General features: G+C 30.1%; 13 protein-coding genes. 8 read left to right on the top strand and 5 right to left on the bottom strand.

The window, feature by feature from the left end; genetic code table 11:
* Window positions 1-18: 18 nt before the first annotated feature.
* Window positions 19-1,185, bottom strand: coding sequence for a UxaA family hydrolase (locus ACTTAX_RS02350; RefSeq protein WP_440693745.1), 1,167 nt, complete (start codon window positions 1,183-1,185; stop codon window positions 19-21).
* 4 nt (window positions 1,186-1,189) lie between these two features.
* Entirely contained in the window at window positions 1,190-1,474 is a 285-nt protein-coding gene (locus tag ACTTAX_RS02345) for a UxaA family hydrolase (protein WP_440692559.1), read from the bottom strand.
* Between the two features lie 119 nt (window positions 1,475-1,593).
* Between ACTTAX_RS02345 and xsc the strand changes: the two genes are divergently transcribed.
* Window positions 1,594-3,378, top strand: coding sequence for a sulfoacetaldehyde acetyltransferase (gene xsc, locus ACTTAX_RS02340; protein ID WP_440692557.1), 1,785 nt, complete (start codon window positions 1,594-1,596; stop codon window positions 3,376-3,378).
* A gap of 6 nt (window positions 3,379-3,384) precedes the next feature.
* Here xsc and ACTTAX_RS02335 read toward each other — a convergent pair whose 3' ends face one another.
* A complete protein-coding gene (locus ACTTAX_RS02335) occupies window positions 3,385-3,801 on the bottom strand; it encodes a MarR family winged helix-turn-helix transcriptional regulator (protein WP_440692555.1) in 417 nt (138 codons plus the stop codon).
* Window positions 3,802-3,980: 179 nt separating this feature from the next.
* Here ACTTAX_RS02335 and sauS point away from each other — a divergent pair, with 179 nt between their 5' ends.
* Both sauS and ACTTAX_RS02325 read left to right on the top strand, forming a co-directional pair.
* Window positions 3,981-5,402 (top strand): acylating sulfoacetaldehyde dehydrogenase, encoded by a 1,422-nt coding sequence (gene sauS, locus ACTTAX_RS02330; protein ID WP_440692553.1) that lies wholly within the window; start codon window positions 3,981-3,983, stop codon window positions 5,400-5,402.
* A gap of 3 nt (window positions 5,403-5,405) precedes the next feature.
* Window positions 5,406-6,917 carry an AMP-binding protein gene (locus ACTTAX_RS02325; RefSeq protein WP_440692552.1) on the top strand — a complete coding sequence of 504 codons (1,512 nt, stop codon included), beginning with the start codon at window positions 5,406-5,408 and terminating at the stop codon, window positions 6,915-6,917.
* Between the two features lies 1 nt (window position 6,918).
* Here the strand turns inward: ACTTAX_RS02325 and ACTTAX_RS02320 are convergent, their stop codons facing one another.
* Both ACTTAX_RS02320 and ACTTAX_RS02315 read right to left on the bottom strand, forming a co-directional pair.
* On the bottom strand, window positions 6,919-7,893 hold the full coding sequence (locus tag ACTTAX_RS02320; protein ID WP_440692550.1) for a Gfo/Idh/MocA family protein: 975 nt from the start codon (window positions 7,891-7,893) through the stop codon (window positions 6,919-6,921).
* Window positions 7,893-8,309, bottom strand: coding sequence for a GlcG/HbpS family heme-binding protein (locus tag ACTTAX_RS02315; RefSeq protein ID WP_440692548.1), 417 nt, complete (start codon window positions 8,307-8,309; stop codon window positions 7,893-7,895). The genes ACTTAX_RS02320 and ACTTAX_RS02315 overlap by 1 nt, the downstream gene beginning before the upstream one ends.
* Window positions 8,310-8,481: 172 nt before the next feature.
* Here ACTTAX_RS02315 and ACTTAX_RS02310 point away from each other — a divergent pair, with 172 nt between their 5' ends.
* The 5 genes from ACTTAX_RS02310 to ACTTAX_RS02290 all read left to right on the top strand — a co-directional run bounded on the left by ACTTAX_RS02310 (window position 8,482) and on the right by ACTTAX_RS02290 (window position 13,398).
* Entirely contained in the window at window positions 8,482-9,462 is a 981-nt protein-coding gene (locus ACTTAX_RS02310) for a tripartite tricarboxylate transporter substrate binding protein (protein WP_440692546.1), read from the top strand.
* A gap of 43 nt (window positions 9,463-9,505) precedes the next feature.
* The gene (locus ACTTAX_RS02305) at window positions 9,506-10,012 is read left to right on the top strand and encodes a tripartite tricarboxylate transporter TctB family protein (RefSeq protein WP_440692544.1); all 507 of its coding nucleotides are present in this window, start codon (window positions 9,506-9,508) and stop codon (window positions 10,010-10,012) included.
* 1 nt (window position 10,013) lies between these two features.
* Window positions 10,014-11,492: a tripartite tricarboxylate transporter permease gene (locus ACTTAX_RS02300; RefSeq protein ID WP_440692542.1), complete on the top strand. Its 1,479-nt coding sequence runs from the start codon at window positions 10,014-10,016 to the stop codon at window positions 11,490-11,492.
* Between the two features lie 2 nt (window positions 11,493-11,494).
* Window positions 11,495-12,310, top strand: coding sequence for a cupin domain-containing protein (locus ACTTAX_RS02295; RefSeq protein WP_440692540.1), 816 nt, complete (start codon window positions 11,495-11,497; stop codon window positions 12,308-12,310).
* A 128-nt stretch (window positions 12,311-12,438) separates the two neighbouring features.
* Entirely contained in the window at window positions 12,439-13,398 is a 960-nt protein-coding gene (locus tag ACTTAX_RS02290; RefSeq protein WP_440692538.1) for a Bug family tripartite tricarboxylate transporter substrate binding protein, read from the top strand.
* Window positions 13,399-13,414: the final 16 nt, after the last annotated feature.

The raw sequence follows: 13,414 nt of genomic DNA, 5'->3' as shown, positions 1-13,414 counted from the left end.
AAAAAAGGTTTTTTTTAATTAAGCACTTCTGTAAAGCTTAGTCATTACAAATTCTCTATGACCCAAAGCTTCAGCACAAGTTAATCTCCCATTTGCTGTTCTAATTGTAGCTTTAATTAGTTCATCTCCAGCTTGATCTAAATTCATTTCTCTTGAAAGTATTTTAGAAACATCACAATCAATATGCTCTCTCATGCTCGCTGCAGTTAATGGATTAGCTGTCAATTTAACAACTGGTTCAATAGGATTTCCTATAATATTTCCTTGTCCAGTTGGAAATAAGTGAATATTAAAACCACCAGCTGCTTGCAATGTTACACACTCAGCTGCAGCTGAAGAGGTATCCATAAAATATAATCCTGGACCTTTTTGAGGTTCTTCTGCAGGTGTTAAAACGTCAACAAACTGTCTAGATCCTATTTTTTGGAAATTACCAAATGCTTTTTCTTCAATTGTGGTTAGTCCCCCAGCAATATTTCCAGCTGTAGGTTGGCTTTCTGATAAATCGTCTGTTGCTTCTTTTAAAATGAAATCATTGTATTCATTCCAAGTTTTTTTGAATTTTTCCTGTGCTTCTGGGGTTTTACCTCTTTTTTCACAAACAGTCTCAGCACCAGTAAGCTCTGAAGTTTCACCAAAACATAAATGGACTCCTAATGGCTCTAATTTATCCATTAGATTTCCAACTGTAGGGTTAGACGCAAGGCCAGAAGTAGTATCAGATTCTCCACATTTTACTGAAATCCAAAGATCACTTATTGGACACTCTTCTCTTTGTTTTTCAGATGCCCACATTGAAAATTCTTGTGCTTTTTTTGAAGCCTTCATGATCGTCTCAATGTCACCAGCACCTTCAATACTAAAACCTTCAACAGGTTTTCCAGTTTTTGCTACCTCATCAACAATTCTTTTTGTCCATTTAGGTTCGATACCAATAATTATAGCTGCAGCAACATTAGGGTTTTTTGCAGTACCTATCATTGTTCTAAAATGTAACTCTAAATCAGCACCAAATTGTAATCTTCCATATGAGTGAGGTAACGCAATTGTGCCTTTTATATTGTTTGCTACTGCTTCAGCACAAGCATTAGAAATATCATCTACTGGTAAAATGATTACGTGATTTCTTGTTCCGGCTCTGCCGTTTTCTCTTTTATAACCTAAAAAACTTTTTGGAATTTCCATAATACTACCACTTCTTTGTTTTAACGTTGTGAACATGAACATGTTCACCCTTTTTTATTAATTTAACTACTTTACCAATGTCGTGACCATATTTAATAATTGTGTCACCTTCATTTAAATCGCTCATCGCAATTTTATGACCTAAAGGGATTTCATCTTCAGATTGAATGTTAACTGTCTTGTCATTTTCCATGATCCAGCATGAACAATCTTGTTTAGGAGTTATTTTTTCAATAACAACTACTCCTACGTTGTCTTTTTCGTCGTGTATAATGATGTCTGTAGCCATAATAATGTTGTGTCGAATTGTTTGTTTGAAATTTTAAAAATCTTATATATTAATCCCAAAAATTGACAAACAAATTTTATAAATTTTAAATAATTATATCTTAGAGAGGTCCTAGTTTTATGACAAAAATGACAACAGAAGAAGCTTTTGTAAAAGTTTTACAAATGCACGGTATTGAGCACGCATTTGGTATTATTGGTTCAGCTTTCATGCCAATATCAGATATTTTTCCTGATGCTGGAATTACTTTTTGGGATGTAGCCCATGAAACAAATGGTGGTTTAATTGCTGATGGTTACACAAGAGCTACAGGTAAAATGTCTATGGTCATTGCACAAAATGGACCAGGAATAACAGGACTAGTAACTCCAATCAAAACTGCATATTGGAATCATACTCCTTTATTGTTGGTAACACCACAAGCTGCAAACAAAACTATGGGTCAAGGTGGATTTCAAGAAGTAGAGCAAATGAATCTATTTAAAGACATGGTTTGTTATCAAGAAGAGGTTAGAGACCCTTCAAGAATGGCAGAAGTTCTAAATAGAGTAATTGAAAAAGCTATAAGAGGTTCAGCTCCTGCGCAAATAAACGTTCCAAGAGATTATTGGTGTCAAGTTATTGATATAGATTTACCTCCAATTGTTAGATTAGAAAGACAAGGTGGAGGTAATGATGCTGTTTCTAAAGCAGCTGATTTATTATCTAATGCGAAATTTCCAGTAATACTTTCAGGTGCGGGTGTTGTTATTGGCGGGGCAATTGATGCTACAAAGAACCTCGCTGAAAAATTAGATGCACCAGTATGTTCTGGATATCAACATAACGATAGCTTTCCAGGAAGTCATCCGCTAGCAGTAGGACCTTTGGGCTATAATGGTTCTAAAGCTGCAATGGAATTGATTTCAAAAGCTGATGTTGTTTTAGCTTTAGGTACAAGATTAAATCCATTTTCAACTTTACCAGGATATGGAATTGATTATTGGCCAAAAAATGCAAGCATCATTCAGGTAGATATTAATCCAGATAGAATTGGTTTAACTAAAAAAGTTACAGTTGGAATAAGTGGTGATGCTAAATTAGTTGCTGAGCAAATTTTAGCAAAACTTTCTTCAACTGCTGGAGATACTGATAGACAAGCTAGAAAAGATTTAATTCACCAAACAAAATCTGCTTGGTTACAAAAGCTTTCAAGCTTAGACCATGAGGATGATGATGAAGGAACAGTCTGGAACAAAGAAGCTAGAGAAAGAGATGCAGATCGTATGTCCCCAAGACAAGCTTGGAGAGCAATTCAATCTGGTATGCCTGATGATGTGATTATATCAAGCGATATTGGAAATAACTGTGCAATTGGAAACGCATACCCAACTTTTGAAAAACCAAGAAAATATTTAGCTCCAGGTTTATTTGGTCCTTGTGGTTATGGATTTCCATCAATACTAGGTGCAAAAATTGGTTGTCCTGATACTCCGGTGATTGGTTTTGCAGGTGATGGAGCTTTTGGAATTAGTATGAATGAAATGAGCTCGTGTGCTAGGGAAGAATGGCCAGCAATTACAATGGTAATATTTAGAAATTACCAATGGGGTGCAGAGAAAAGAAATACTACTCTATGGTTTGATAACAATTTTGTTGGAACAGAGTTAGACCCTGAATTAAGTTATGCAAAAGTAGCTGATGCATGTGGTCTTAAAGGTGTGACGGTTAAAACAATGGAAGAGACAACAAATGCAATCAAGCAATCTTGTGAAGATCAAAAGAAAGGAATTACAACATTTATTGAAGTAATTCTTAACCAAGAACTTGGTGAACCATTTAGAAGAGATGCAATGAAAAAACCAGTTAGAGTTGCTGGTATAAATAAAGAAGATATGAAGAAACAACCTTCCTTAAATACATAGGTTTTTTTATCTTACAAAATTGTTATCCGAGTTAATAAGCATTTTATCTAAAATTTTATTTAAATTTACAATTTCATCATCTGAGAAATTTTCAGATAATTTTTTGTATCTACGGATTTTTATATTTTGTAATTCATTAAATATTTTTTTTCCCTTATCAGTCAATTTAAAGTAGTGCCTTCTTTTGTCTGATGGGAAGTTTATTTTTTTTATTAATTTCATTTCAATAAGTTTTTTGCTTGCTCTACTTATAAATCCTTTATCCATCCAATGTACAGTAGTGAGATCTTTAATGGTAAGTTGATCTTTTACCTGACCAATTAAACTTAAAATAACCAATTCAGGATTACCAATGTTATATTTTCTAAAATTTCTTACAGTATATCTTTTTACTCTTGCTGATAGTTTATTTATTTTGAACATGAAATTGTAATTATAAACCGAATAGTCTTCTAAAGTTTTCCTAGTTTTATAGACACTCGGATCAAATTCGAATTTTTTGTTTTTTTTATACATTATTGAATGATATCTTAATTTTTATTTTTAACAAACTACTGATTTTAACTTTAATAATATAATTATTTTAATAAAGTAAGAATTAAATGAACAAAAAATCTTCAGAAGATATTATTAAAGAATTAGTTTTTAAATCAAGAAAAGCTCAGTCCATTTTTGAAAAATATAACCAACAACAAGTAGATGAAGTAATCACTGCTGTTGCTTGGTCTTTGTGCAAACCTTTAAATAATAAAAAAATTTCAGCTTTAGCAGTTGATGCAACAGGTCTTGGAAATTCAAGTGATAAAATTTTGAAAAACAAAAGAAAAACTCTTGGATTATTAAGAGATCTTCGGAATATAAAAACAGTTGGAGTGATAAGTGAAGATAAGAAAAAAGGAATTGTTGAAATAGCAAAACCAGTAGGTGTTGTAGCAGCGGTAACACCGTCAACAAACCCAGCTGCTACCCCAATCAACAATATTATTAACGCATTAAAAGGAAGAAACTCAATAATTATATCTCCATCACCATCAGGAACTAAAGTTTTTAAAGATTTATTAATACTAATTAATTCTGAATTAAAAAAAGTTGGAGCCCCTGAAGATTTAATTCAAACAATTGGAGGTGAAGTTACAAAGGAACTTACATACAAGTTAATGGAAAATGTTGATTTGGTTATTGTAACTGGTTCAATAAATAACGTTATACAAGCCTCCAAATCTGGAACTAAAGCTATAGGAGTTGGTCAAGGAAACGTTACATCAATAGTTGATGAAAGCGCTGATTTAGAAGAGGCTTTATCTAAAATCAAAAGTTCTAAAATTTTTGATAATGCAACAAGTTGTTCATCAGAAAATAATTTAATTTTAGTTGAAGAAATTTACGATGAAGCAATAAATTTAATGAGAGAAAAGAATGCAATTTTATTAAACAAAGATCAAAAAGAAATTTTACAAAAGAATTTATGGATTGAAGGAAAACTTAATAGAAAAATAATTGCAAAATCAGCAAAATTTATTGCAAAAGAATTAAAAGTTGATGTCAAAGAAGATGTGGAAATCTTAATGGTAGAGGAAAGTGGGGTGGGCAAAAATTATCCTTTCTCTGGAGAAAAATTATCACCGGTTTTATCAGTTTTTAAAGTTAAAAACTTTAATGAGGCAAAGAATTTAGCTAAAGATATTTTAAATTACCAAGGAATAGGTCATTCAGTAGGCATACACACTAAAATAGATAATCGAATACTTGAGCTAGGTATAGATCTACCTGTTTGTAGAGTGATAGTAAACCAAGCACATACATTTGCAACAGGTGGTAGCTTTACAAATGGTTTGCCATTTTCTTTATCAATGGGATGTGGAACATGGCAAAAAAACACTATAGATAATAATTTAAACTATAAACATTTTTTAAATATTACTAAAGTGTCATATTTAATTCCAGGTCAAGAACCTAATCTTAAAGACTATTTTAAAGAATATTGTGAAAAATACGATCCAAATGAATTAGAAAATTTAGAATAAACAATGCAGCTAGACACTGTCAGAGATTATATTAATTTTAATTCACAAAATAAAGAAGACTTAGATTTTATAACCTGTCCACACACAGAAATAAAAATATCAAATAAGGAGCTTAAGATTAATTTAGAAAAATTAAATTATTTTTTAACTGTTGAAAAAAAACAAAAAAAAGGATCATTAATTTGCACCCTTACAGAAAATTCTTTAAGTGGAATTCAATTGATGCTTGGTATCATGTATTCTGGAATGATTCAGGTTCCTTTAAATTTAGTAGCAGGTGAAGATCAATTAGCATACATAATTGAACACTCTGGATCTAAAATATTATTTTCGACAAAATCAAATGTAGAGTTAGCACAAAAAATAATTAAAAAATCTAAATGCGAAATTGAATTGATCGAAATTGATAAAGATAGTTTTGTAAACAAACTGGATAATCAGAAAAAAGATTTATCTGTGATAACCAAATCAACCAATTGTTTATTGATGTATACATCAGGAACCACTGGGAAACCAAAAGGTGTAATGCTTACCCATGATAATGTAATAAATGGTGGTAAAAATGTTATGATTTCTCATAAATTAACTAGTTCTGATAAAGCCATGTGTGTATTACCTCTTTATCATATAAATGGATTGATTGTGACTGTAATGGGACCCTTAGTAAGTCAAAGTTCATTAGTTTTATCTGAAAAATTTTCAGTGACTAATTTTTGGAAACATATAGATGAATTTAATTGCACATGGTTTAGTATAGTACCAACTATTGTATCATCTTTGCTAAACAAGTATTCAGAAAAAGATCTTATAAGTTACAACATATCATCAATTAGATTTGGAAGAAGTGCTTCTGCAGCATTAGCACCAGAAACTCATAAAAATTTTGAAAAAAAATTCAAAATAAAAATGATAGAAACAATGGGGTTAACTGAAACATGCGCTCCAATATTATCTAATCCACCTTCACCAAATCGAATTAAATATGGTTCACCTGGTATACCTTATGGAAATGAAGTGCAAATTTTAAATGAAAAATATGAAGAGGTTGAAAGAAATATAATTGGTCAAATTTGTGTTAGAGGTAAAAATGTTATGAAAGAATATTTTAAAAATCCACATGAAACTAAAAAAAGTTTTTATAAAGATTGGTTTTTGACAGGAGATCTTGGTTTAATGGATGATGATAATTTCGTATTTGTTAAAGGAAGAATAAAAGAATTGATTATAAAGGGAGGGGAAAATATATCACCAAGAGAAATTGATGATATACTTTATCAACATCCAAATATTCTAGAAGCAGCTGCATTCGGAGTAGCTTGTGATCATTATGGTGAAAAAATTGAAGCTGGTGTCGTTCTTAAAAAAAAAGGTATTACTTCAGAAGAAGAAATATTAAATCATTGCAAAAATTTTTTGGGAAACTTTAAATCACCTAATAAAATTCATTTTTTTGAAGAATTACCAAAGGGGTCTTCAGGAAAAATCCAAAGATTAAAAATTTCAGAACTAATTTAAATTATACTTTAATAAATTTAGAATTTAATTTTTTAGACTTAACGCTTGCCTGAAATAATTTAGTGTTTTCTAATACTTCATTAAGATCCACTGGAAACTTTTTATTGTATTTTATACATTTCGCAAATTCCTCGAGCTCTCTTTTTTCAATATTTTTATATTTTAAATTTATATGTTCAATCTTGCTGTTTCCAATCTGCTGAACCAAATCTTTTTCATTAAAAATTTTTATCCATCCACTAGATCCAAATACTTTTAGCTCCCAATATTTGTTTGTAGCTAAAATGGTGCTTAAATATCCCATAGTACCATTTTTGAATTCTAAAATTAGATCAGTTGAGTCGTCAAGTTGTGAGTTTTTTAAAATTTTTTTACTTCTTGCTAATACTTTTTCCACTTTACCATTTAAATTAATCATAAGATCAGTTATATGAATTCCTTTACCTGTCATTCCACCTAAGGGCGTTTCTGAAATTTTGTTTCTCCAGCTTTTCTTATTATCTTTGAAACTACTCTTACCTGAAAAGGAACCTTCAATGTGAGTTATTTTTCCAATTTTATTCTTTTTGATTTGTTTTTTTAAAAATAAGTAAGTCTCTAAAAATCTTCTATTCTGTCCTACGGCTAGTAGAATTTTTTTCTTTTTACATATGGAAATAATATTTTTTGCACTTTTAGAATCTAATGCTAAAGGTTTTTCAACAAAAATAGGTTTTTTATATCTGGAAAGAATTTTAATTTCTTTTTCATGAGAACTATGAGGGGTACAAAGAACAAACCCATCAATTTTTTTACTATTTAGTAAATCTTTATGATTTTTATAGATTGAAAGATTGTATCTTCCTGCTTCATTTTTAATTCTTTCAGGATTTCTTGATATTACAGAGTTAAATCTTACTACTTTGCTTTTTTCGTTTACTGATTTTACTAATTCAAGACCCCACTTGCCAAGACCTATTATTGCAAGCTCTATCATTATTTTGTTTCAAAACCATTTTTTTTCACAGCTTCAATACAAATTTTTTCATCATTTTCACCTTTGTCTCCACTTATACCTACTGAACCAATAATTTCATTATTATGCATTATAGGTATCGCTCCTGGATTCGGTAAAATCCTTCCTTTTGATGTTACAGTCAAACCATTTACAAACGCAGGATTATTTTTAGCTTTTTCTCCTAAACCTCTACTAGACTCTCCCATTGCAACACATCCCCATGCTTTGCCTTTAGCAACATCAATTCTAAAAAAACTTGCACCATCTTCTTTAAGAGAAACTACCGTATTTCCATGCTTGTCCAACACAACCACCGCAATCGGTTTAGCATTAGTTGATCTTGCAATTGAAATACATTCATTTGCGATAGATAAAGCTTTTTCTAAGTTGATCATTTTATAAATCCTTTTATTTTTTAGTATTTTTTAAATTTTAACAGTTAATTAATCTAAATTTTATACCAATTTTTAAACATTTAAAACAGATTTAATTAAATAAAATTAAAAAATAGTTAACAAGTCAACTTAATTTTGTTACAGTTTTTGAAATTAAAACATAAGGGGAAATATGAAAAAAATAATAAGTAAATTTTTCTTTTTATCAATTTTTGTTAGCTTAATTTCTCTAGGCGGAATTGCAAATTCTTTTCCAACCAAACCTATTGAATTAATTTGTTCTACCAAAGCTGGCTCAGGAGCTGCTGCTTGGTGTGAAATGATGGCTAACGAAATGTCACAAAAAGGAAGATTGGGAGTTCCAATAACTGTTCTATATAAACCAGGTGGAGCTAATCATGAGGGTGTTGTTTATACAGACTCAAAAAAAGCTGATGGTCATACAATTTTACATATAAATGGTAGTCACTCAGGTTATTTCAACTTACCACATTTTACAAAAACATTTGATGATTTTTCAATGGTAGCTAAGGTTGAACGTCATTTGTATGCAATTGCTGTTAGATGTGATGATGCTGAAATAAAATCATGGTCTGATTTGATTAAAATTGAAAAGGCTAATCCTGGAACACTTTCAATGGGGAGTAATAAACCTGGTTCACTTCATCATAGACAGCATATCCTTATAAATAACGATCAAGGGATTAAAATGAGATTTGTTCCTTACAAAGGTACAGGTGGTGTAGTTAAAGATATAGCTGGTGGTCATTTAAGAGTTGGTTTTGCTCAACCAGGAAAGTGGAACAAACACATTAAATCTGGTGTTGCATGTCCATTAGCTTTATTAAATGAGACTAGACTTGATCATCCTTTGTGGAAAGATGTACCAACCATTGGTGAGTTAGGTGCAAAATATACTATTCCGCATCAATTCCAAGGATTTATGGTTAAGAAAGGTACATCTGATAAGATTATGGATGAAATAGCAAGAGCAGCTAAAGCTGTTATTGATTCAGAGGCTTATCAAGCTTACATAAAAAAACAACCACACGTTATACCAATGTTTGAAGATGATAGAAAATCTATCACAAGCAATTTTCAACAAAGTTTGAAAGATGCTAAGGTCTTCATGAAAGCAAACGGTATAATCTAAAAACTTTTTAACCGGAGCTATTAAATTAGCTCCGGTTTTTATCATGATTAAAATTAACAGTAAAAAAATAGTTTTATTTATTTCATTATTTTTTTTAGTTTTTTTAATTTTTCTATTTTACGAAACAACAAATATGTCCAAATCTATTTTACCCGGATATCCAGGTGACGCCTTTTTTCCAAGACTTATTTTAATTTTTTCAATTTTTTGGACTTCAATTTTATTAATACAAAATTTAATTAAAAATTTTTCATTACTTAAATCAAGTGAGGACAAAGAAACAGATATAGAAATTTATTTTAAAGATATTGTTTTTTTATTTTTTATTTCAATAATTTATATTTTATTTTTAGACTTTATTGGTTTTGAAATTTTAACATTTTCTTTTTTGTTTGTCTTACTTGTAAATAGACTTGATTTAAATTTAGGAAAATCAATCTTTTATTCTTCTCTAATATCTTTTATTTCAATGATAATTTTTTGGTTTGTTTTCATAATTTTTTTAAAAATACCTTTCGCTCTTAAATTTTTACCATTTTTACTTTATTGATATGGAAATTTTACTTAACTTACCCAACTTTATTTTAAATCTTTTTACATTTACAACAGTATTAATAATACTTTCAGGTGTTTTTCTGGGAATATTATTAGGCGCATTACCTGGTTTTGGTAGCGCGCAGTCTCTTGCAATTTTATTTCCTCTCACTTTTGTAATGAGTACCAGCGACTCTCTTATATTTCTGTTAGCAGTTTATTCTGCAGCAGAATATGGTGGGTCAATACCAGCTATTTTAATTAAAACACCTGGAACACCTGCAAATGCAATATCTATACTTGACGGGTATACAATGGCTCAAAAAGGTGAACCAAAAAGAGCTTTACAAGTTTCTTTGATATCTGGTGTATTTGGAGGACTTACTAGCACTTTAATATTTATAGTATCTGGAACCACTCTTGCTTATTTTGGTTTGAAGTTTGGACCAGGTGAAATGTTTGCACTTGGGATTTTTGGTTTATCAATTATAGGAACTTTTTTTGGAAAAAATATTGCCAAAGGTTTTTTTGCTACAGGCTTAGGTTTGCTTTTAGCCACTGTAGGAACTTCTGGTTTTGGAGGAATGAGATTTGTATTTGATCAAGCATATCTAATGGATGGTATCCCTTTGGTTGTAATAGTAATTGGTTTATTAGCATGTCCTGAAGCTTTTAAATTATTAGTAGACTCTAAAAATGAAAAAAAAGTAGATAAAAAAAATTTTTTCCAAAAGTTAGATAAAGGTTTTAGATTGTCTTTTATTAAAAGACTTATCCCAACTTGGATAAGATGTAGCTTGCTTGGAACATTAATTGGCGCAATTCCTGGCGCTGGCGCAGCAATTGGTTCGATGATTGCTTATACACAAGAGAGAAAATGGTCGAAACTATCAGATAAGTTTGGAACAGGGATTGATGAAGGTATAGCTGCACCTGAAACAGCAAATAATTCAGTTGTAGCTGGAACATTAATTCCTACCTTAGCTCTTGGTATTCCTGGCTCAGGAGCTGCTGCAATATTAATTGGTTTAATGATTAGTAAAGGTGTTGTTCCCGGACCTTTTTTATTTGTTGATGAAAAAAATTTAATATCTTTAATTTTTGGTGGTCTAATAGTTACAAATTTATTTTTATTATGTATAGGTTTTTTTGCTACAAATTTATTTGCAAAAGTAACAAGTATTTCCAAAAAAAGATTAGGTTGCTTTGTTATGATATTAATAATCATCGGAACTTATTCATACAGTAATTATGGAGCACATGTTTTAATGGCTCTTATATTAGGATTTCTTGGTTATATATTTATGAAAGTTAATATACCACCAATACCAATTGTATTAGGATTTGTTATGAGTCCTATTATTGAACAAAATTTAAATAGAGCATTAACAATTCATAATGGGGATTTAACTATTGTTTTATTTAGACCAATCACTTTAACAATTTTATTTTTAGCTTTTTTAACAATACTTTATGGTGTAACTACAAGGAGATAATTATGAGTGTATATAAATTTGAAGAATTAAAATCAGTAAAATTAACCCCACATTTATCATCAGGAACTTCACCTATAATTGAGGGTAAGTATGTTTATTACTGCTTAAATCAAAAAGAAGCTGGTACAGGATCTGAATTACATTATCATCCAAATGAACTTTTAATTTTTGCCTTAAGAGGAAAAATTAATGCAGTAGTTGGCAAAGAGAGAAAAATTGTCCATCCAGGAACATTTATTTTAATTCCACCTAATGTGAGACATTCTATGAAAGCTACTGAAGATGAACCTTGCGCATATTTATATATTAAAGATTGCACTTGGACTGTTGTAGGAGTATCAGCAGATGAAGAACTTCCAGATAAACCTATGAGTGTTGAAGAGGTAAATCAAAAATTTGAAAAAGGTGAAATACAAGATAGAAAAAATAAAGGTGCGAATAGCACAAGTGAATCAGGCAATAAATCAATAATTATTGATGGTGTGCCCAACTGTTATTACAAAATTCTAGATAATATTGAACAACCATACAGTGTAGGAAATAATATCACTTCAATACAAGGTGAAAGAATGGATTTTAAATTTTATGAATTAAATAAAAACTATGAAGAAGAACAGGTAAAATCTGATCATGAATATTTTTTTTATATTTTAGATGGAACATTTAAGTTTAAAATAAATGATAAAGAATTTAATGTTGATAAAAGCTCGATAGTTAAAATTCAAAAAGATGAAAACTACAAATTTTCAAATCTATCTCAAAAATCTAGAATTGTTGCAATTAATTCAAATAAATTTTTAGAAAGCAAAATATCTTAAAACTTGTATTAAAAAACAATAATTTAAAGCCTTTTTAATCATTTAGTTGACATGTTAACAAACTATTTTTTGTTGACATGTTAACTACTAATTTATACGTTTTGAGGATAATTTTAAGAAGGGGGATTATGACTAATATAAAAAAAATACTAATCACAATATCAATTTTTCTTTTAGGTTTTGGTCAAGTTGCTAATGCAGCATGGGAGCCTACTAAAGAAGTTGAAATAGTAGCACATGCTAAAGAAACTTCTTCAACGGTTGCTTTTGCAAGAGCAGTAATCAAAGTTATTGAAGAAGAGAAATTATTACCTAATGGCGTAAAGCTAACAATTATAAGAGGTGCAAGAGGTGGAAAAGCTAGAAATTATGTTTTAAATAAAAACAAAGATCCACATGTAATGCAGGTTCTAACTCCATCACAGATTAATAACGTTATCTTAACTGGACAAGAAGTTGGATATCAAAATGCTAAAGGTATTTCTGCATTGGTAGTTTCACCTTTATTGCTAACTGTAAATGCAGACTCAGAATATAAATCTTTAAATGACATAATTAAAAAAGCAAAAGCAAATCCTGGTAAGGTAGTTCAAGGTGGGGGTGACTTTGGTCAAGTAGCATCTTTAGTAGGAAAAATGATGGCTGACGAGAAGGGTGTTGATATAACTTATACCCCGTTTGATGATGAAGGTGTTTTGCAATTGCTTGGTGGTCATATAGATTTTATTTTAGAAAACCCAGGTCAAGTATTTAAATTTGTAAAAGCAGGTAAAATGAGAATTCTTGCCTCATCAGTTAAACTACCATCAATGCCTGAAGTGCCAACTTTTAAAAAAGCTGGATACAAAGGAACAATACTTGCTCAATATAGAGGTTTATGGTTTTCAAATGAAAACTCAAATGCTCAAGCAAACTTCTACAGCAAACTTATGAAGAAAATTGCCAAAACACAATCTTTCCAAGATTATGTTGCAAAAAACAACTTGGCACCAATTTCTATTCATCAATCTAAATTGGATAAAATGTTAGCTGAGGAGCACGCTGCTTATTTCAAATTAAGTACTGAATTAAATTTAATTAAGAAATAAAAAATTATAATATTAC

The organism is Candidatus Pelagibacter sp. HIMB1695 (assembly GCF_052047655.1).
In the GTDB taxonomy this organism is placed as follows: Bacteria; Pseudomonadota; Alphaproteobacteria; order Pelagibacterales; family Pelagibacteraceae; genus Pelagibacter.
The sequence above is the reverse complement of the archived record's forward strand: the minus strand, read 5'-3'. Positions and strand labels throughout refer to the sequence as shown.

Excerpts from the sequence above, each read along its gene's own strand:
- ACTTAX_RS02350 (WP_440693745.1), bottom strand. The coding sequence starts at position 1,185 with ATGGAAATTCCAAAAAGTTTTTTAGGTTATAAAAGAGAAAACGGCAGA.
- ACTTAX_RS02345 (WP_440692559.1), bottom strand. The coding sequence starts at position 1,474 with ATGGCTACAGACATCATTATACACGACGAAAAAGACAACGTAGGAGTA.
- xsc (WP_440692557.1), top strand. The coding sequence starts at position 1,594 with ATGACAAAAATGACAACAGAAGAAGCTTTTGTAAAAGTTTTACAAATG.
- ACTTAX_RS02335 (WP_440692555.1), bottom strand. The coding sequence starts at position 3,801 with ATGTTCAAAATAAATAAACTATCAGCAAGAGTAAAAAGATATACTGTA.
- sauS (WP_440692553.1), top strand. The coding sequence starts at position 3,981 with ATGAACAAAAAATCTTCAGAAGATATTATTAAAGAATTAGTTTTTAAA.
- ACTTAX_RS02325 (WP_440692552.1), top strand. The coding sequence starts at position 5,406 with ATGCAGCTAGACACTGTCAGAGATTATATTAATTTTAATTCACAAAAT.
- ACTTAX_RS02320 (WP_440692550.1), bottom strand. The coding sequence starts at position 7,893 with ATGATAGAGCTTGCAATAATAGGTCTTGGCAAGTGGGGTCTTGAATTA.
- ACTTAX_RS02315 (WP_440692548.1), bottom strand. The coding sequence starts at position 8,309 with ATGATCAACTTAGAAAAAGCTTTATCTATCGCAAATGAATGTATTTCA.
- ACTTAX_RS02310 (WP_440692546.1), top strand. The coding sequence starts at position 8,482 with ATGAAAAAAATAATAAGTAAATTTTTCTTTTTATCAATTTTTGTTAGC.
- ACTTAX_RS02305 (WP_440692544.1), top strand. The coding sequence starts at position 9,506 with ATGATTAAAATTAACAGTAAAAAAATAGTTTTATTTATTTCATTATTT.
- ACTTAX_RS02300 (WP_440692542.1), top strand. The coding sequence starts at position 10,014 with ATGGAAATTTTACTTAACTTACCCAACTTTATTTTAAATCTTTTTACA.
- ACTTAX_RS02295 (WP_440692540.1), top strand. The coding sequence starts at position 11,495 with ATGAGTGTATATAAATTTGAAGAATTAAAATCAGTAAAATTAACCCCA.
- ACTTAX_RS02290 (WP_440692538.1), top strand. The coding sequence starts at position 12,439 with ATGACTAATATAAAAAAAATACTAATCACAATATCAATTTTTCTTTTA.